The sequence below is a fragment of the Bdellovibrio bacteriovorus genome, from assembly GCF_041888015.1.
In the GTDB taxonomy this organism is placed as follows: Bacteria; Bdellovibrionota; Bdellovibrionia; order Bdellovibrionales; family Bdellovibrionaceae; genus Bdellovibrio.
Map to the genome: position 1 here is coordinate 2,345,493 of NZ_CP168968.1, position 19,959 is coordinate 2,365,451.

Here is a 19,959-nt window from a genome sequence, read left to right on the forward strand (position 1 = left end):
GTCATTCTCCTTAAGGAGTGTTATTGCGAAGCGACTTCAGATTCGCATCGTAAGCAGTTCGTTCAATGAATGGCTCCGTCACCGGGACACGAACAACCTCATCCCCTTTTTCATCAAAGCCGTAAGCAATTCCATCCTTCACATCGAAGCTGTGCATGATGCGATCCGTACTTCCCATTAAAACCAACAAACCTTGAGTCACAGGATCGTCCTTCAACTTTTTGTAACGTTCGATAGCCTGATCTACATTGGGACCGAACATTTGAGTCAAATACGCTCGATCGGCATGAATCGGCGGAATGTAGTAGATGTTGGGCTCAAGGCCCAACTGTGGATAGTAAGGTAAGGCAATTTGCTGATCGTGGATCAGATAGTCAATCGGATTATTTTTCCGCATCTTCCATGGGGGATTCACAAAACCCATGATGCGGATTTTACCGATACAGTTTTGCACGCACATCGGTTGTAAACCTTGCTCAACTGCCGGGAAACAACCAATACACTTTTCACTCACGCGAGTGTGGGTGTTGTACATTGACTTTTTATAAGGACAAGCACGGACGCACTCGCCATACCCCTTACAGCGGGATTGATCAATCAACACAATACCATCTTCTTCACGCTTATAGATCGCCTTACGGGGGCACGACGCCAGACACGCAGGGTAAGTGCAATGCGCACAGGTGCGCGGCAGATAGAAGAACCATTTATCGTGAGGAAGCGTAATATGGTCCCCATGAGGCACATTACCGGCACAATCATCTTCGCCGACATTTGGATACATCCAGTCCTCATCTTTAGGATGAAAATGGGCTACCACTTCCGTCGGTTTCGCCGCCTCGAAAATGGTTTTTCCATAATAAGGTTCTTTGGCTTTCCAAGCCTGCTGGCCCAACTGCTCTAGAATCTTGACGTCCCATGCTAACGGATAGCTTCCGTATGGCTTCGTCTCAACGTTATTCCAGAACATGTACTCTTGCCCCTTACCACTCGTCCATGTGGTTTTGCAGGCCAAAGAGCACGTCTGACATGCGATACATTTATTCAAGTCAAAAATAATGGACCATTGCTTTTTAGGGCGACTTTCATTGTATGGATAGTCCATCTCTCTGTTAATCTGCCAATTCTTCACGCGCGCCATCAATTATCCCTTTCCCTTCATGAAACGGCCCTTGAGATACTCTTTCATGGCCTGATTCTCGTATGTCGGTCTGAAGCCCAAAGACGCCGGTCTCCAGCGCCCTTGCCCCCCAAGGCCACCACCTTCAGCTTTGGTGATTTTTACGAAGGCCTCACGAGGTGCTCCGACTGGACAGTGAATGTCCGAAGCAAAACCTTTTTCAAGTCCCTGACCGAACATCGTTTTGTGAACCAAAGTTTCAGTCATCAAAGTCGGGCGAAGCCAAGCGCGAGTCGCACTTTGGTGACTTCCCGAACGGTACATCGCCTGATAATTCGTCTCTGCAGATTTCGCCAATCCATCTGGTCGTGTCTCTTGCCCCTTCACGCTGCCGAAGGTTGCACCGTACATATTGTGCCATGTTCGGGCAATACCTCGCGGAGTGCCGGGATAATAGCGGGCCCGCAACATCAAGCGAGAAATCTTGTACTCTTCAGTTCCCTTTTTCCAATTACGATATGGACGATCCGAAGGATCCGCATCAATATAGACATAGTCGCCATCCTCGATACCCATCGCCTTCGCATCCAAAGGGTTAATATCCACGTACCCTTCCACGACTGCCGGCATCCGCTTGTCATGACGATAAACGTCTCCGAAAGGACCGAACCACACGGCATTCATGTCTGTATCCACAGGGGTCGTGTGTGCTCCATGACGATATTTTGGAGTATGATAAACGTGAGTATAAAGCTTCATTTTCAGTGGATGTTTGGACTGCACCAGTTCTTCCGCAGTTTTGACGACATTACGGACTTGGCGGGTTTCCACACTGGTGTCTGAATCACTTAGACCGTAATCCTTTGGAGCTTTCGGGCGAATAGCCTCATGCCCCTGGGCCACGATCACATTCGGCTCATACGGAGTCGAATCCACCGGTTCGCGATAGATCACCATATTCTCACCATGCTCGATAAACTCAGGTTCGTGTCGATAGAACTCCAAACGTCCTGACTTCGTATGCCATGGCATTTCTGATTTCGCCTGTTCGTAGGAAGAAACACGCGGGTACGTGCGATTGTTCATCAATGCCGGGATACCCTCTTTGGCCTTCTTCTCAAGATCATGGATGTTGTAACCCTTCAATGTGAAGGACGCATCGATGATGCGCTGTAGATATTCATGCGTGTCGTTGTCGTAAACGAACTTCCACATGTCGGTCATACGAGAATCGCCATTCACCTTTGCCAAGGACTTCGCGACACCCGCAATGATCTCGATATCCGCTTTGGTATCGAAAACACGTGGCATGGGGGTTTCTGGATAAAGCTGCAAGAACGGATTGGTACAAGATCCACACATGTCCGGATGCTTAAATTCGGCCCAAGAATCACAGGCGAAGACAATGTCCGCGTATTCACACGAGCCTGTCCACCACCAATCACTGTAGGCAATAAACTCGATCTTCGGCAGTGTATTATGAACGACGTCGTAATGCCACTTGACGTTCCCGATCACTGAGTTGGAGTTATTCAACCACATTGCTTTGGTTGGAACCGGCATGTGACCGCTTCCGGTAAAGAGCTTATCACCCACCCGCAGCGGACGATCCCCATAATTGTAATAGTGCAAAGATTCATAGTGAGAGTACTTGCCAACCTTCACTTTACCGCCTTTAGAAAGCTGCAAGTTGAATGGATCTTCAGCCGCGTAAACCGGTTCGCCCCCAATCAAAGCCGCCCGGTAATTTCCGGCATAACTGCCGACGTTCCCGCCAGGGAAGCCGACATTTCTTGTTAATGCCGCAACCAGGAAGATCGCGCGGTCCTTAAGATCCGCATTGAAGAACTGATTGGGGCCCATTCCACAGGCAAACAGAGTGTGCTCTTTGTTGGCTGCAATTTCTTTTGCCAAAGAAACAATGGCTTTGGCCGGAGCACCTGTGATCAACTCCACTTTTTCGGGAGTCATATTTTCGTTCAAGTATTCCTCGGTCAAGTTGAAGATCGAACGAACCTTGACAGTCTTACCATTCAAAAGCTTCACCGACCCACGGTAGCCAAGATCAGGCTCCACACCTTTAAAGTGCGTGCCATATTCATCGCGCGAAACTGCGCGAAGCCTTTTTGTTTTCCTGTCAAAGACCACCAGTGACTTAAAATCATCTTTCATGGACTCTGGTGCGAACTGATCTCTTTGTTCCGGTCCGGGTAGAGGCTTTTCTCCCTTTTTTAGGAACTTCATCGAATGTAAATCAGGCTCTTTGAAGTCTGCTATGAATTCTTCCGGGTGCAGAGGCTTCAAAGTATCCAACCGAACCAAGAATGGCAGATCGGTTTTGGTTTCAACAAACTCCTTATCGTAAATTTTTTTAGAAATAATTTGCTGTGCCAGTCCCAATGCAAACGCCGGGTCCGTCCCTGGGCGGATCACCACGACATCGTCAGCCTTTGAAGCTGTGGCACTGTACTCGACTGTAATCGCCACAGTTTTGGTCCCCTTCAGACGAGCCTCCGTCATCCAGTGTGAATCCGGCATCTTCGTTGTGATCCAGTTCATCCCCCAAACCAAAAGGAGCTTGGATCTTTCTGCTGCAAACAGGTCAAAGTCATTGGTCTGAGATCCCGTCACCATTGGATGGCCTGGCGGAAGATCCGTATGCCAGCTGTATGAATCCCAGCCCCGAGCTCCCACAGCCTTGGTGGAATCCACATTACGGATCTTTGAATCCATCAGTGCAAGCATGTTGGCGAACCGATAAAGACCAAAAATACGAGTCGCTCCCAGGAAGGCCATGCCTCCGCGCAATTTGATCGTTTGCGTCCCGGACTTCTCAAGGGCTTCAATCATCGCTGGGTCATAGCCCTGTTTATGAAGATAGTGTTCTCCCTGCTCGCCGGAATAATGTCGTGCGATGTTCTCAAACGCCTTTGCCGAGTAATCGTAGGCTTGTTGCCAATCCGCTCTGAGCCACTTGTCTTTACCACGCTGGAAATACTTCGCGTCCGGACTTCCCGTAACGGGGTCTCGCGGGAATCCCGCATCTGCCCACTCTTTGAATCCTCGACGAATCATTGGAGCCTTCACACGACGATCACCATAGAAGCGGCGAACCAATGCCAAACCTTTTTGACAGATACGCGGATCCCAACGATGGGACGACTGATTACCGTAAAGATCGGTTGCTTTTCCATAGCCGTAGCTGGGGCCAATACGAGTCACCACACCGTTTTTAACGTAAGCCTTCAGCAGACAGTTGTGCGTGTCATTCGGCGCACACAAAAACACGAAACTTGAATCATGGGCAAAAATATTACGATAAATTTTTTCCCAATCACGGTCCGGGTATTGCGCCAAGGGGTTTTCGATATTTTGGGGATTAAAGAAGCGCAAAGGGACTGCATTCGCCCAGCTGGACGCCGCTAAAAGCCCTCCTGACGCCGTCAACGCCTTCACAAAGGAACGTCGACTTATATGACCCTTCTTCTCTTCGCTCATTGATGATCCTCCAATTTCCCTTTCACGATTCAACTCCCAGAACCGCTCGAGGTGAAATGTCTTGTAGTTGTATATAGGGATGTTTAGTTTGAATTTTACTTAAAAGGGCTGAGGTGTAGATCGCGCCACTGCCGCAAGAGGTGCCCTTGGGAAAATGAAAATAAAGTGTGCCCGCACTGTAGCCCACAAACTCCACTTCCGTTTTCATACTCGTGGTAAATTGCTCTTTAATTTGTTCGAGATCCTCCACTAACATGGGAGGAATAGCTCCGTAACGAACTGACTTCCCTGGTGCCGGATTAGCCTCAACAAAAAGGACATCCACACAGGCACCGCCATCGACCCGTGAACACCCATGACGGGCACTGCGCTCTTCCTCGCCCAGTCCCATGACAAGTCCATCCAGAGCTTCGCGCCAATAAGTGCAAGCGAAATCCCGGGCTTCAGAGGCATACGAGCAAGCGCCCCGGGTCAATACCAGCGCATTGTTGCGGGACTCCCAAAGCCCCTGAAAGCAAGGGATTCCTGACTGCTGAACAAGAAGTTGAAAGTCCTGGATCTCAAATAAAAGTCCCTGATGCTGAGAAAAGCTCTGAGCCAGCTTTCGACTGTTCAAAAACACTGCACGAAGAACTTCATCTTTTTTCTCAGCGGGAGTGCTCCCCAAAAGATGCTCTTCCCGCAATGCCAAAGGAAGAACCCTGGTCATTCCACTCTGCTCTGGATTTTGCAGCACTTGCTCAATGGCACTAAGTCGTGCCTTTTGCCAACGATCATTAAAATCTTTTAAGTCCATGCCAATGATCTAAACAGAGACTGGAATCCAATACATGAAGGAAATCATGATCACGGCAAAGGCAGGAGTCGTGATTTATGTGAAAGCCAATTGAAAACAAGAAGATAGCTATACGGACTAATGTTCCCATCCCCTAGGGGGATAACAAAAATTTCCTGATATATATCAGCGTATACGATTTTGCCCTCGGGCCAAAACAACGTCGCCCAAGGCCAACTTGGGGACAACCTCAGAAATGATTTTTTCCAACGCTGCCTGATCCAGCACTTCAATATGCTTGTGACAAGTGGTGATCCAGCCATCTCGAGTCCATGCCGTCAGCAAACGAATCACTGTTTCTTCCTGAGTGACAATTTTTCGAGCCAGGTCCACTCTTGTTAAGGGGATGGCGATCCGCGCTCCACACGACAACGATGGCCTTTTCAAAGTGCGCAACAAAAAGTCTGCTAACTTCTGCGACACCATCAAGCGCGACATCTTTCGATCATGTACGATTTCATTAAAGCGTTGTGCGATCTGATTCTGCAGCAGATCACAAAAGTCCGAATGATTTGTGAGAAGTTCATTAAAGTCCGACAAGGGCACTGCTAAAACCGCACTGTCTTCATTCGCAACCGCCGAAAAAGGGTAGGTTGGCACTCGCAAAATAGAATGTATCATGCCGAAAAACTCGCCTCGTCCCGCGAAATCATAGATCACAATATCTTTTAGAGATTCACCATCTTGCAACTTGAAGGATCCGTAGAGCACAAAATAGACATTTTCCGCACCCTGATTACTGTGAAAAAGAAAGCAGCCCTTTGCAACATCAACATATCGGCAACGAGATGCCAGGACCTGAATTGCCGCATCGGACACGCTATAAAAGCTCTCTAAGGATTTGATCTTTTTAACGACATCAAAGCTTTCTCTCATAGATCTACACCGAATCTTCTTTGCAATTCCACCAAACTGGAAAAGCCCTCACGCAACACCCGATCTTTGGCAAAGATCTTTTCTGCGATCCCAAACTCCTGACAACGACCATTCTCCATCAGCAAAATATAGTCACCAATGCGAGAAGCCTCTAAAAGAGAATGAGTCACATAGATGGTGGGCACCCCAAACTCTGACTTCATCTTTTCTATAAAAGGCATGACATCGGCCTTACTCGCCATATCCAGAGCGCTCAGTGGCTCGTCCATTAGCAGCAGTGCGGGCGAGGACAACAGGGCCCGAGCCATCGCCACTCTTTGCTTCTCACCTCCGGAAAGCGAGGTGGAAGTTCGATCTAAAAGTTTTTTAAGGACAAAAACATCAATCACATGGTTCCACTCAAACAGTGACTGCTGTTTGCCCCCCATCCCCAAACGCAAGTTTCCTTCGACAGAAAGATGGGGAAAGAGATTTCCGTCCTGAAAAACAAATCCCAGATTTCTTTGATGAGTCGGAGTAAACCCCTGCCCGCCTAGCCAGTGTTTTTCCCCGAAGAACAACTCGCCACGAGGCTTTTCAAGCCCCGCAAGACATCTTAAAAATGTCGATTTTCCTGACCCCGAAGGCCCCATCACGATGGTCACAGCGGATCCTGGAAGATTGAAATCAATCTCCAAAGAAAATCCCGGATAACTTAAAGCAAACGATCCAACTATCGCGCCCACGGCCGCCCATCCCAGCGTTGAAAGGTATAAAGACTGACCATGATAACAAACGAAAATACCAACAGACCTGCGGCAAGAATATGAGCTTTGTCGTATTGAAGCATCTCCACATAATCATAAATAGCTGTGGATATCACCTTCGTTCGCCCCGGAATATTTCCGCCAATCATAAGAATGACCCCGAACTCGCCAAGAGTGTGCGCAAACACCAAGACAGCCGCAGCGATGTATCCCGGTTTTGCCAAGGGCAAGGCCACTTTCGAAAACCGCTGCCATGGACTCAACCCCAAAGTGGAGGCGACTTCCAATGGCCGCGACCCCATGGCTTCGAAACTATTCTGCAAAGGTTGAACGGCAAAGGGAAGACTGTAGATGATGGAACCAAACAACAAGCCAGAAAAAGTAAATGCCCGGGGGCCAAAATCTAGCTGATGCGTCCACATCCCGATCCAGCCATCAGGCGCCAATAAGATCAGAATATAAAAACCCAGCACAGTCGGTGGCAATACGATCGGCAAAGTCACAATTGCGGAAATGGGTATCTTCAGCCAGGAACGACTTCGCGCCAACCACCATGCCAGCGGGGTTGCCAAAACCACAAGACTCAGCGTCGTGAAAAGAGCTAATTTGAATGTGAGCAGAACGATCTCCAACATCACACGCCCTAGTTCCTTTCATATCCAAAGTCTTGAATAATACCTCGCGCTTTCTCGGACTTGAGAAACTCCAGAAATGCCTCTGCCGCTTTCTTTTCCTGACCGGCCTTCAGCAAAACCGCCTTCTGCCTTAACGGTCGGTAGAGGTTCTGAGGAACAATCCACAGACTGCCTTTGGCTGACTTCACCTGCGACAGACTGAGCATGCCAATCTCGGCATTGCCAGAAACAACAAACTGATGCGCCTGGGAAATACTGTCTCCATAAATCAACTTTTCTTCCAGCTTTTTCCAAAGACCCAAATTCTGTAAAGCCTCTTCGGCGGCAGCCCCGTAGGGCGCAAGTTTCGGAGAAGCAATCGAAAGGTGCTTGAAGTTCTTTGCGCTTAAAACCTCTCCCTGTGAATCAACAAAATTGCTTTTAGGGCTCCACAAAACGAGTTTTCCAATAGCATAGATAAAGTCGGTTTTACTTTGAGCAAAACCTGCGGACAAAAGTTTATCAGGATGCTCTTCATCGGCAGCTAAGAGAACCTCAAAAGGAGCACCGTTGACAATTTGAGTATAGAATTTGCCGGTCGAACCATAACTGGCAGAAACCGTATGGCCGGTGTCCCGCTTAAACTCGATGGCGATTTTTTCCATGGGAGAGGTGAAGTTTGCGGCCACGGCCACCAAAACCTCTTCGGCTCTGGCTGCCACGGGAAGTAGCATCAACGCGATCATAAAAAAAACATTCATTGCCTCTTCCTTCTCAGCGGATAATTAGGCTTCTTATCTCACCAGGCCTATCACACTTCAAGAGACAAATTTTCAACACCACTCCATCTGCGGGGTGGGTATTTTCGCCAGATCATCTAGGCAATAGGCAGAACATCCAAATCTTTAGGTCGGATACGTCGCAATTCATCTGGAATGGCTTTCAAAATCGCATCACCCAGGGCTTCAATCAGTTCACTCTTGTAGTGTTCACGACGATACACCAGTCCGATCTCTCGGGCCGGAATAGGTCTTTCAAACTGCACAATCTGACTGCGGTCCCCGATCTGCTCGGTCGCCAGATACGGCAGCAAGGTATAGCCACCATACAAATCCACCAGATTCTTTAAGGTTTCCAAACTGCCGCTTTCGAACTTATAACGTCGTCCGCCGACCCCTTTGTTCTTTTTCACAGAGCACAAATCCAGCACCTGATTGCGCAAACAATGACCTTCTTCCAACAGCCAAATATCTTCCATGCTCAAACTTTGATATTTGATCTTTTTCATGTGCGCGTACTCATGGTCTTTTTCACAGAGCACATAAAAGGGTTCATAATAAAGAGGATACTCAAACATCTTGGCCACCTGAGTGGGCGTTGCCAAAATCCCAACATCAATTTCGTCATCATCCAGAGCTTTTAAGATCTGCTCGGTCTGAAGTTCCTTGATATTTAAATCCACTTCCGGGAAAAGCTCTTCGCACATCGGCAGAAGTCGCGGCAACAGATACGGTGCCACAGTTGGAATGACACCAATCGCCAAAGATCCTTGTTTAGCTCCTTTAGTTTCCTGCTGAATAATGCTGCCAATTTTCTTGGCCTCAAACAGGACTGTCTGCATTTGAGAAATCAGTTTCTTACCCATTTGAGTCAAAAGAATCGGCTTTTTAGAGCGGTCGAAGATCACAATCCCCAGATCCTCTTCCAGCTTCTGTATTTGCATGCTGAGCGTGGGTTGAGTTACGAAGCAGGCCTGAGCCGCCTTGGCAAAATGTCCGTACTTATGGACAGCCATGACGTATTCCAACTGCGTCAGAGAAAAGTTCACTTTAGGGCCCATAAAGCCTCCCAGAGCCCATTATGCCGCAATAGACAAAATCTATCAATAGATACTTTTAATTGATTTCCTTAAAAGTGGTTGATCCCTTAGTCTCAAAGACGAAAGATGTCTGCTAGCAATTAACAAACACCATTATTCTAAGGAGAATAAATGCAAACTCTGATCAACACGCAAGTGCCAGAATTTAAAGTTCAAGCTTATCACCACAATGACTTTAAGACTGTGACTCACAACGATCTTAAAGGTAAATGGTCCATCTTCTTCTTCTACCCTGCGGATTTCACATTCGTATGCCCTACTGAGTTGGGTGATATGGCTGACAAATACGCTGATTTCCAAAAATTGGGCGTGGAAGTTTACGGTGTTTCCACAGACACTCACTTCACACACAAAGCATGGCATGATGCTTCTGAAACAATCAAAAAAATCAAGTACCCAATGCTTGCTGACCCAACCTTCCAATTGACTCGTCCTTTCGGCGTGCACATTGAAGAAGAAGGTCTTGCTTACCGCGGTACTTTCCTGGTGAACCCTGCTGGTAAAATCGTACTTGCAGAAGTTCAAGACAACGGTATCGGCCGTAACGCTGATGAGTTGTTCCGTAAAGTTCAAGCTGCTCAATACATCGCTGCAAATCCAGGCGAAGTGTGCCCAGCTAAATGGACTCCAGGCAAATCCACATTGAAACCAGGTTTGGACCTAGTAGGTAAAATCTAATTTAGATTCTACCCAGAAGCGAGTCCCCGCCGACGGCGGGGACAAGCCCACAAAGTCCCCAGCAAAACAGAAATTAGCTGAAAGCATCAAATGCAAGGCGGAAGGAGGAAGGCGTACTCCTCGTACGCCGACGACGACCAACGCAGTCAGTTGATGCTTTCAGGTAATTTCCCCCGAACGGAGGCAACATGTTAGATCAAAGTCTTAAAGAACAGCTTCAGTCTGTCTTCGCAGCTCTTGAAAACACCGTCGAACTTGTTTACGCAGACAGCTCTCATGAAGACAACAAAGAACTTGTCGAAATGCTGGAAGATGTTGCGAGCACTTCAGATAAGATTGTGGTTCGCAAAGGCAGCACAACCTCTCCGTCTCCATTGTTCCATATCGAGTACAGAGGAAAAGCAAACGGTATTTCTTTCAAAGGAATTCCCGGCGGTCATGAGTTCACCACCTTGATTCTGGCCATTCTGAACACTGACGGAAAAGGCAAGCCTTTGGACAGCGTGATTGCAGCTCGTGCAAAGCGCCTGAAAAAGAACATCACTATTCAGTCCTACATTTCTTTGACCTGTGAAAACTGCCCTGACGTGGTTCAGGCCATCAATCAGATTACACTGGCCCACGGAAGCATCAAGCACGAGATCATTGATGGTGGTTATGTGCAGGATGATGTTCAAAAATTGGGAATCCAAGGGGTTCCAAGCTTGGTGGCCAATTCAAAAATGTTCCACTCAGGCCGTATTCAACTGATGGATCTGATTGCCAAACTGGAAGCCACTTTTGGTGTGGATGAAAATGCAGCTCCGACTGAGCCTGTGAATGCTAACTTAGGTCACTTCGACGTCTTGGTCGTGGGTGGCGGCCCTGCGGGGGCTTCTGCTGCGATCTATACGGTTCGTAAGGGCTTGAGCACAGCGATGATCACTGAAAAAATCGGTGGTCAGGTGCAGGAAACCAAAGGAATCGAGAATCTGATCTCTGTAACCTACACAGAAGGCCCTCAACTGGCAGCACAACTGAATCAGCACGTGGCCAGCTATCCGATCAAAGTTTTTGAAAACCGTCGCGTGAAGAAAATTCTGACCGAAGGCAAAACTAAAACGATCGAGCTGGAAAGTGGCGAGCACATGACTGCAGATTCCATCATCATCACAACCGGTGCCAAATGGCGCGAACTGGGTGTGGAAGGTGAAAAAGAATATCTGGGTCGTGGCGTGGCCTACTGCCCTCACTGTGACGGTCCTTTCTATAAAGACAAAAAGGTCGCCGTTATCGGCGGAGGCAATTCGGGCGTTGAGGCAGCGATTGATTTGGCTGGCATCGTGCGCGAGGTTGTGGTCTTTGAATATAACGACCAACTGAAAGCCGATAAAATTTTGGTGGATAAGCTAAAATCCCTGCCGAATGCTTCCATCGTCACCAATGCGAAGACTGAAAAAGTCATCGGTGATGGCCAGAAGGTTCAGCAGATTCAGTATCTGGATCGCGGCTTGAACAAGACGGAAAAAATGGACTTGGACGGCATCTTTGTACAAATCGGTCTTGTGCCTAACAGCCAGTTCCTGAAAGAAACGATTGAATTGACTAAGTTCGGCGAAATCATCGTCGATGAAAAAGGTCGCACCTCGGCCAAAGGAATTTACGCTGCCGGCGACGTCACCACGACGCCGTACAAGCAGATCGTCATTGCCATGGGCGAAGGCGCCAAAGCCGCCCTGGCAGCTTTTGAAGACCGTATGTACCATTCTTAAGAACCAAGGGACGGACTTACTTTGGGCAGCTCAACTGCGTCTAACGCGTGCGTGCTACCCAAAGTAAGTCCGTACCTTTTCCCTCTCTGGCCTCTTGACTCCAATAGTGGCTGACCTACGATAAAGGTCCAAAACAGGAGTCCATTTAATGAAGACAGTATTGAAAATGCCTTTCTTGGCAGCTCTGGTTTTCGCCATGAGTGCCTGCCAATCTTTAAACAAAAAGGAAACTGTGAACGCCGAATATATTCCGCGTGAGGTTCTTTTTGGCAATCCAGATATCACGGGTATCAAAATCAGCCCCGATGGAAAATATGTGGCTTATCTTTCTGAGCACAAAGGTGTTTTGAACATCTGGGCTCAGGAATTTGGCAAGCCGGAAACAGCAAAACCTGTCACCCACGATACCAAACGCGGTATCTTCCGTTACAATTGGACTTACACACCCGGCACCTTGATCTTCAGTCAGGATACGGCCGGTGATGAAAACTATGGCCTGTACACTTTGAATGTGGCCACTGGCGACACCACCGAAATCACAAAACCTGGCAATGCCACGTCTCAGATTGCGGAAACCAGTCATCTTCGCCCGAATGAAGTTGTGATTATTTCCAACGAGGGCGATCCCAAGTTCTTCGATTATAAGATCCTGAATCTGACCACCAAAGCGACAACAGATCTGTTTACAAATACAGAGAACTTTGCTGGCATCCTGTTTGATAAAAACTTCCACCCGATTCTGGCCAGCAAATCCAATAAAGATGGCTCCGCCACACTTTTCCTATGGAATACAAAGACCAAGAAGTTTTCCAAGAAAAGTGTCATCCCATTTGAAGACAGCATGACGTCCTCGGCCGTGGACACGTCTCATGATGGCAGCAAAGTCTATCTGGTCGACAGCCGCAAGCGCGACAAAGCCGCTTTGGTGGAATGGGATCTGAAGTCTGATAAAATGAAAGTGCTGGCAGCGGATGACCGCTCTGACATCCAAAATCTGCAAATGCATCCACAAACCGGAAAGCTTTTGTGGGCGTCTTCCTATTATCTAAAACGCGACATCCAGTTCTTCGACAAAGACTTCCAAAAGCACTTTGAAAACATCGAGAAAAAGCTCAACACCGAAATCTCTGTGACTTCCATGAGCCTGGATGGAAATCAGTGGGTGTTATTTGCAGAATCCACAGACAAACCCGTGGCTTTCTACTTCTATGACGTCAAGACTCAGACCTTGAGCAAGCCGTTATACTACACCCAGGCCATGATTCCTTATGGAGATCGCCTAAGCCCGATGGAAGCCGTCGAAATCCCGTCCCGTGACGGATTCCAGCTGGTGTCCTATCTGACACAAGCTCGCAAACCAGCGGGCAAGTCCTTGGTTCTACTTGTTCACGGCGGCCCGTGGGGCCGGGATGACTATGGCTACAACCCATATCATCAATGGCTGGCAGATCGCGGATACAACGTATTGAGTGTCAACTTCCGTTCTTCGACAGGGTTTGGGAAGAAGTTCTTAAATGCCGGCGACAAACAATGGGGGCGCAAAATGCACGACGATCTGATTGATGCTGTCAACTGGGCGGTAAAAAACGGTTACGCCGATCCAAATCAGGTGGCCATCATGGGGGGCTCTTACGGTGGCTATGCCGCCTTGGCTGGCGTGACCTTCACACCGGATACTTTCGCAGCGGCGGTGGATATCGTCGGCCCTTCTAACTTGGAGACTTTGCTCAATACGGTCCCACCTTACTGGGAAAGCTTCCGTGCGAACCTGTACAAACGGGTCGGCGATCCGACAACAACCGCAGGCAAAAAACTTTTGAAAGAGCGCTCCCCGCTGACTCACGTGGATAAGATCAAAAAGCCGCTTTTGATTCTTCAAGGCGCAAACGATCCACGCGTGAAAAAAGCGGAAGCTGATCAGATCTACAATGCCATGGTCGCAAAAAAGATCCCGGTGGAATATGTTCTCTTCCCAGATGAAGGACATGGATTTGCCAAAGCCGCCAACAACATGGGGGCCAACGCGATCACCGAGGAGTTCCTGCAAAAGTATCTGAAAGGACGTCTGGAGCCGATCGAGGCTCAGGTTAAGGCCTCTTCAGCGCAGTTCATCACCACGCCTCAGTAGAGGCCCAAAGAAAAAGCCCCGGTTGTCCGGGGCTTTTTTGTTTTATAGTTCGCAAAGTTCGATGGAATGCCCGTCGGGGTCCAAGACAATGGCTTTCTTGCCATCAGGCATATCCGTGGGGTCTAAAATACACATCGCCCCAGGAACCTTCACAAGCTCCTGCACGGTTTTCTCCAGATCTGTGATCTTAAATCCCAACTGCAGACTCGGAATCTGAGATCTCTGCGGATTCTGGATATTATACAAAGAAAATTCGACGCCATTGTGAACGGCTCTATGGACTTCACTCCCCTTATCAACTTTTGACGCTGTAAATTGAAAGCCGATAATTCGATAAAAACCCAGCATGTCCTGTAGATGCGGGGTGTTTATTGTGATAGAAGTGAAAAGTAAACTCATCTGCCCATTATCCGAATCGAGGCCTTATGAAACAAGAGAAAATTTATCTGAAAGACTATAAAGCCCCCGCTTTTACGGTGGATTCTGTAAACCTCGACTTCAATCTAAATGAAGACTTTTGTCGAGTTGTGGCAAAAAGCCAGCTTCGCCGCACCGAAGCCGGGGCCGCCCTGCACCTGAATGGTGAGGATTTGAAGCTGATCAGCATCAAAATCAACGACAAAGCTCTGACTGCCGACCAATACCAGATCACGGCAGAGGAACTGATTGTTCCATCAGTTCCCGACAGCTTCACTTTAGAAATCGAAACCGAACTGCAGCCTCAGAACAACACGTCTTTGGAAGGCCTTTACAAATCCAACGGGATTTTCTGTACTCAGTGTGAGGCGCAAGGGTTCCGCAAAATCACGTTCTTCTTTGATCGTCCTGACGTGATGACTTCTTATTCTGTGACTATTGAAGCGGACAAACTGAAATATCCAGTTCTGCTTTCTAACGGCGATCGTATCAAAATTGAAGACCTGGGCAATGGCCGCCACAAAGCTTTCTGGAAAGATCCACACAAGAAGCCCTGCTACCTGTTTGCCTTGGTTGCTGGTGACCTGGGCGTGATTCGCGACACTTTCACCACCGTCAACGGCCGCAAGGTCAATCTGGAAGTCTATGCGGCTCACGGCAAACAAGAGCGCTGCTGGCACGCCATGGATTCTCTGAAAAAGTCCATGAAGTGGGACGAAGAGGTTTTCGGGCTTGAATACGATCTGAACGATTACATGATTGTGGCGATTGATGACTTCAATGCCGGTGCGATGGAAAACAAAGGCTTGAACATCTTCAACTCCCGTCTGGTACTGGCTGATTCCAATTCTGCCACGGACGTGGACTTCCACAGCATTGAATCTGTGGTCGCGCACGAATACTTCCACAACTGGACCGGCAACCGCGTGACATTGCGCGACTGGTTCCAATTGTCCCTGAAGGAAGGTTTGACCGTTTTCCGTGATCAGGAATTTTCTGCTGACATGACAGATCGTGGTGTTCAACGTATCGAGGACGTGGACGCTTTGCGCGCTGGTCAGTTCGCTGAAGACGCGGGTCCGAATGCTCACCCGGTTCGCCCGGAGTCGTGCATGGCCGTGGACAACTTCTTCACTATGACGATTTACGAAAAAGGTTCTGAAGTGATCCGCATGATGCAAAAAATCGTGGGTCGCAAAGGTTTCCGTAAAGGCATGGACGAGTACTTCCTGCGCCATGACGGTCAGGCTGTAACCACTGAAGATTTCGCTTCTGCTATTGCCACTCCGAACGGCAAGGACTTCACGCAGTTCCGTCGCTGGTATCATCAGGCCGGAACTCCGATTGTGGCGATCCAGGAAAGCTATGACGCCGCCAAGGGTGAGCTGAATGTCACTCTGGAACAAAGCTGTCCGGCAACTCCGGGCCAACCCCAGAAAGAGCCCTTCCATATTCCATTGATGATGGGTCTTTTGGATAAATCCGGCAGCGACCTGAAATTGGATTGTGACAAAATCACCGTGAACAGCGATGGCAAAAACCTGATCGAACTCAAAGAGCAAAAGGAAGTTTACACTTTCAAAGGCTTGAAGGATCGCCCGGTGCTGTCTGTTCTTCGCGAGTTCTCTGCCCCTATTAATTTGAAATGGGCCGCGTCTGAAGAAGATTTGTACTTCCTAATGGAAAAAGACACGGACTCTTTCAACCGTCGTGAGATGGCCCAGAAGATTTCTTTGCGCCTGTTGCACAAGTTGATCGCTCAGGCCCGCGCCAAGCAGGCTTTGACCGTAGAACCGCGCTTTGTAAAAGCCATCAGTGCTATCATCGCGGATGAGTCGATGGACCCGTCTTTCAAAGCCAAGATGTTGCAACTGCCAAGCTATGCGGTCCTGGCCCAGGAAGAAGCTGTGCTGGATGCAGAAGCTTTCTATCAAGCCCGTACAGCGCTTCGTCAGGCTATTGCCAAAGAAAACCGTGGTGCCTTGTTGAATATCTATCGCAAGTTCCACAACGTAGAGCCAAAAAGCCGAGACACCAAGGTCTTTGGCCACCGTTCTTTGAAAAATCAGGCGCTGGCATATTTGGCAGAACTGCATGATCCGGAAATCATGGAAGTTGTGAACAAACAATACTGGGAAGCTCAGAACATGACCGACCGTATGACGGCGATGATGATTCTGGCTGATTCCGAATCTGCCCACCGTGAAAAAGCTCTTCAGAACTTCTATGAGGACTGGAAGAACGACTCTGTGGTGCTGAACAAGTGGTTCACGGCGCAAGCGACAACCAACCGCAAGCAGGTTCTGGAAGACGTCAAAGCTTTGACGAAACATCCGGCGTTTAACATCACCAATCCGAACAACGTGTATTCGTTGCTTCGCGCCTTTGGGGCAAACCTGGTGCGCTTCAACGATCCAAACACCAACGCTTACGAGTTCTATGCGGATAAGATCCTTGAGATCGACACCAAGAACCCGCAAGTCGCGGCCCGTCTGTGTGCGGCTTTCAATTTTGTTCAGAAGTTGGAACCTGCCATGAAAGAAAAGGCGCTGACTCAGATCAAGCGCATGGTCGCTGTGGAGTCCTTGTCCAAAAACTCAAGAGAACTGCTACAATCAGCATTATCTTAAAAAAAAGGGAGGCCACAAGCCTCCCTTTTTTTCGCAACGCTTCTGCAAAAGTAAGCAGGTACCCTTTTCACCAGCCGCTAGTATTTTGTGCGGCAGTGTTGCAGGAACTCTTCGCGTGTTTCCATGCGGGTTTTAAAATGACCACGCAGATCCGCCGTTGATGTCGTACTGGAAGTATCTTCAATACCTCTCATCATCACACAGTAGTGTTTGGCATTGATATGAACCGCCACGTGCTCAGTTCCCAGAATATACTGCAAGCAGTCTGCAATTTGTTTTGTCAAACGCTCCTGAACCTGAGGACGTCTTGAGAAGTACTGCACAATACGGTTGATCTTGGAAAGACCGATGACTTTCTTATTGGGAATATAGGCCACTGTCGCAAAACCATCGATTGGCAGGAAGTGGTGTTCACAGAAAGACAGGCAGCCGATGCTTTGAACCACGATCATTTGATCATAGTTCATCTTATTTTCGATCACCGTCATTTTCGGGAATTTCTTCGGGTCCAATCCACCAAAGACTTCGTTCACGTACATTTTTGCGACTCGATGAGGCGTCTCACTCAGACTGTCGTCCCCCAGATCCAACCCCAAAGTTTGCATAATATCAGTGAATTTTTCAGTGATACGCGCGATCTTTTCTTCGTTTGTCAGACCATTGTGAACCATTGGTGTCGGACGCACATTATCCAGAATTTGCTTCACCGTCGGCGATACGTCAGAAAGCAAAGCTTCCTCTTTGATTTTGGCCTCTTTCTTGGATGTGTGCTTAGAAGTCTTCTTTGTTGTTTTCGCCATGCGATCCACCTTGTTGGAAAAGCCCACTTATGCCCTAAAAATGACAGAGACGAAAGAGGATTCTATGTTTTTTGCAGATTTTGACTGGAAAGCCACTGACGAAGCAGCTCTTTTTCATTGGAATTCAGGCCCGCAAAGTGAACTCGCAGGATGCCCCCGTGCATATCAATCACTTTACCGGAACATTGAATATCGTTAATTTCCGAAAGCTGAATCGAAACGGCCTGCCCTTTTTCATAGGTAGCCCCTTCGGGTACAGAAATTCGGGCTCCGGTATAGGACAAATCCACTGTCTGTGCTTCGGTCTTACCATCAAGCATCACAGAGGTCATCACCACATAGCGATCGCCCGTAGGTGCAAACCAATTCTGACGACGATCCAGATACGGATAGCGGAAGAAAGAAAACACCGTCACGACAATAAATACAACGATAAGACAATCCAACAGGCGCGCAGAGCTGACAATCGGATCAACGACACTGAGCTCCTGGACCAGGTGATACGACGTGTTCAAAACAAACGCTGCACACAACGCAATCCCGATGATCCATGAGGATTTATGACGAATCATCAACGTCACGCCAGCACCAAAAACGAAAATCCAACTTAGCCAATTCAGGATGGAAACGCCAGATCGCTGCATCATCATCAAATCCAACACGGGCGTGAGGATTAGCACGGCGGCAGCCATCTCAACAGTCCTAGGGCGTTCGAGTGTGGTGATTTTTGCTTCCATGGGAAACTTATCGGCCAGTATCCATGCCAGATATAGATTTTTATTGATTATCTCGTCTCCTCACTTAGAATTTCTCATTGTGAGACACATTAAATATCTTCTGGCAGTTTTCATCTTTGCAACAATCCTTCAGACCGAAACGGCAGAGGCCTACCCTGACTTTATCGGCTACTCTTATTCTTCATGTATTACCTGCCATTACAATGGTCTGGGCGGCGGTGCTCTGAACGACTACGGTCGTGCCCTGTTTGCCGGTGAAATCACCTCGCGTGCGGTCTTCCCGAAAAAAATGGAAGATGAAGAAATCTCAATGATGTCGGGTTTCTTGGGAACCAAACAGCTTCCCTGGTGGTTCCGTCCCGGCCTGAAATACCGTGGACTGTGGCTAAAAACATCCCCTGGTTCCAAAAACACCATCGAGAAGTTCTACAACATGCAGAACGACGTGAATGTGAACTTCTTCCTGGATAAAAAACAGACCTATGCCCTGATCAGCACCGTCGGCTATACAGGTCAGGAAGCCTATTACGGAAAAACCAACACCTGGTTCATGCGCGAATACTATCTGCGCTGGAAACAAAGCAACAACCTGTGGATCTATCTAGGTCAGATGGACAAAGCTTTCGGTATTCGCAATGTGGATCACTCGGCGGTGAATCGGAAAGTCATCACTCTAGGTCAGTTTGATCAGTCGCAAGGAGCTATTGCCCACTTCACTTATCCAGACTGGGATATCGCCCTCAATGCCTTCTTTGGGAATGCCGCTCAAGAAGACAATGCCAAACAAAAAGGTTTTTCCATCGCCGGTGAATATCAGGTTTATGAAAAATTCAAAGTGGGCGGATCTTTCCTGACCTCTGAAAGTGATCTGGAAAAATGGAAGCTGGCCGCATTCACCACGCGCATGGGTCTTTCCAAAGGGTCTGCAATCATGGCCGAAGTCGGCTTGAAAGAACGCACACCACAGATTGGTGTGACAGATCCAGAACTGGGAACTTATGCCCTCGTACAGACACTGGTCAGCCTGGAGCGCGGATACAATCTTCTTTCTGTCATTGAACACTCCAAAAGAACGATCACGGAATCATCCGATGAAAGTATGAAGTGGGCTGTGGGGGCTTTGATGTTCCCTCTGCCTCGCACGGAACTGCGCGTGATGGGTGTTAATAATAAGACCTACCCGTCTTCCGGCGGCGCAGAAGATCAATGGTCCCTGCAAGGTCAAGTGCACGTTTCCTACTAGGAGAACT

The 19,959-nt window shown here is 48.3% G+C and carries 16 protein-coding genes; 5 read left to right on the top strand and 11 right to left on the bottom strand.

Annotated elements, in window-relative coordinates:
• Positions 1-10: 10 nt before the first annotated feature.
• The 8 genes from ACES2G_RS11310 to ACES2G_RS11345 all read right to left on the bottom strand — a co-directional run bounded on the left by ACES2G_RS11310 (position 11) and on the right by ACES2G_RS11345 (position 9,529).
• The gene (locus ACES2G_RS11310) at positions 11-1,141 is read right to left on the bottom strand and encodes a 4Fe-4S dicluster domain-containing protein (RefSeq protein WP_347357553.1); all 1,131 of its coding nucleotides are present in this window, start codon (positions 1,139-1,141) and stop codon (positions 11-13) included.
• A gap of 3 nt (positions 1,142-1,144) precedes the next feature.
• Positions 1,145-4,618 (bottom strand): molybdopterin-dependent oxidoreductase, encoded by a 3,474-nt coding sequence (locus ACES2G_RS11315; RefSeq protein ID WP_374000201.1) that lies wholly within the window; start codon positions 4,616-4,618, stop codon positions 1,145-1,147.
• A 22-nt stretch (positions 4,619-4,640) separates the two neighbouring features.
• Positions 4,641-5,414, bottom strand: a complete 774-nt coding sequence (locus tag ACES2G_RS11320) for a hypothetical protein (protein ID WP_374000202.1) — start codon at positions 5,412-5,414, stop codon at positions 4,641-4,643.
• A 165-nt stretch (positions 5,415-5,579) separates the two neighbouring features.
• Positions 5,580-6,329 (bottom strand): Crp/Fnr family transcriptional regulator, encoded by a 750-nt coding sequence (locus ACES2G_RS11325; RefSeq protein WP_374000203.1) that lies wholly within the window; start codon positions 6,327-6,329, stop codon positions 5,580-5,582.
• Positions 6,326-7,054, bottom strand: coding sequence for an ATP-binding cassette domain-containing protein (locus ACES2G_RS11330; protein ID WP_347357549.1), 729 nt, complete (start codon positions 7,052-7,054; stop codon positions 6,326-6,328). The genes ACES2G_RS11325 and ACES2G_RS11330 overlap by 4 nt, the downstream gene beginning before the upstream one ends.
• Positions 7,042-7,710: a molybdate ABC transporter permease subunit gene (gene modB / locus ACES2G_RS11335; protein WP_347357548.1), complete on the bottom strand. Its 669-nt coding sequence runs from the start codon at positions 7,708-7,710 to the stop codon at positions 7,042-7,044. The genes ACES2G_RS11330 and modB overlap by 13 nt, the downstream gene beginning before the upstream one ends.
• A gap of 8 nt (positions 7,711-7,718) precedes the next feature.
• Entirely contained in the window at positions 7,719-8,450 is a 732-nt protein-coding gene (gene modA / locus ACES2G_RS11340; RefSeq protein ID WP_347357547.1) for a molybdate ABC transporter substrate-binding protein, read from the bottom strand.
• Positions 8,451-8,566: 116 nt separating this feature from the next.
• Entirely contained in the window at positions 8,567-9,529 is a 963-nt protein-coding gene (locus tag ACES2G_RS11345; RefSeq protein ID WP_347357546.1) for a LysR substrate-binding domain-containing protein, read from the bottom strand.
• A gap of 150 nt (positions 9,530-9,679) precedes the next feature.
• Here ACES2G_RS11345 and ahpC point away from each other — a divergent pair, with 150 nt between their 5' ends.
• The 3 genes from ahpC (at position 9,680) to ACES2G_RS11360 (ending at position 14,125) form a co-directional block, all read left to right on the top strand.
• Positions 9,680-10,246: an alkyl hydroperoxide reductase subunit C gene (gene ahpC, locus ACES2G_RS11350; RefSeq protein WP_347357545.1), complete on the top strand. Its 567-nt coding sequence runs from the start codon at positions 9,680-9,682 to the stop codon at positions 10,244-10,246.
• A gap of 188 nt (positions 10,247-10,434) precedes the next feature.
• Positions 10,435-11,997 carry an alkyl hydroperoxide reductase subunit F gene (ahpF, locus tag ACES2G_RS11355; RefSeq protein ID WP_347357544.1) on the top strand — a complete coding sequence of 521 codons (1,563 nt, stop codon included), beginning with the start codon at positions 10,435-10,437 and terminating at the stop codon, positions 11,995-11,997.
• 148 nt (positions 11,998-12,145) lie between these two features.
• Positions 12,146-14,125 carry an alpha/beta fold hydrolase gene (locus tag ACES2G_RS11360; protein ID WP_374000204.1) on the top strand — a complete coding sequence of 660 codons (1,980 nt, stop codon included), beginning with the start codon at positions 12,146-12,148 and terminating at the stop codon, positions 14,123-14,125.
• Between the two features lie 42 nt (positions 14,126-14,167).
• On the opposite strand, the gene ACES2G_RS11365 is transcribed toward ACES2G_RS11360, so the two are convergent.
• Positions 14,168-14,524, bottom strand: coding sequence for a VOC family protein (locus ACES2G_RS11365; RefSeq protein WP_374000205.1), 357 nt, complete (start codon positions 14,522-14,524; stop codon positions 14,168-14,170).
• Between the two features lie 26 nt (positions 14,525-14,550).
• Here ACES2G_RS11365 and pepN point away from each other — a divergent pair, with 26 nt between their 5' ends.
• Positions 14,551-17,172 (top strand): aminopeptidase N, encoded by a 2,622-nt coding sequence (gene pepN / locus ACES2G_RS11370; RefSeq protein ID WP_374000206.1) that lies wholly within the window; start codon positions 14,551-14,553, stop codon positions 17,170-17,172.
• Positions 17,173-17,249: 77 nt separating this feature from the next.
• On the opposite strand, the gene folE is transcribed toward pepN, so the two are convergent.
• On the bottom strand, positions 17,250-17,972 hold the full coding sequence (folE, locus tag ACES2G_RS11375) for a GTP cyclohydrolase I FolE (RefSeq protein ID WP_347357541.1): 723 nt from the start codon (positions 17,970-17,972) through the stop codon (positions 17,250-17,252).
• A gap of 62 nt (positions 17,973-18,034) precedes the next feature.
• Positions 18,035-18,709 (bottom strand): PilZ domain-containing protein, encoded by a 675-nt coding sequence (locus tag ACES2G_RS11380; RefSeq protein WP_347357540.1) that lies wholly within the window; start codon positions 18,707-18,709, stop codon positions 18,035-18,037.
• Between the two features lie 79 nt (positions 18,710-18,788).
• Here ACES2G_RS11380 and ACES2G_RS11385 point away from each other — a divergent pair, with 79 nt between their 5' ends.
• A complete protein-coding gene (locus ACES2G_RS11385; protein WP_347357539.1) occupies positions 18,789-19,952 on the top strand; it encodes a hypothetical protein in 1,164 nt (387 codons plus the stop codon).
• Positions 19,953-19,959: the final 7 nt, after the last annotated feature.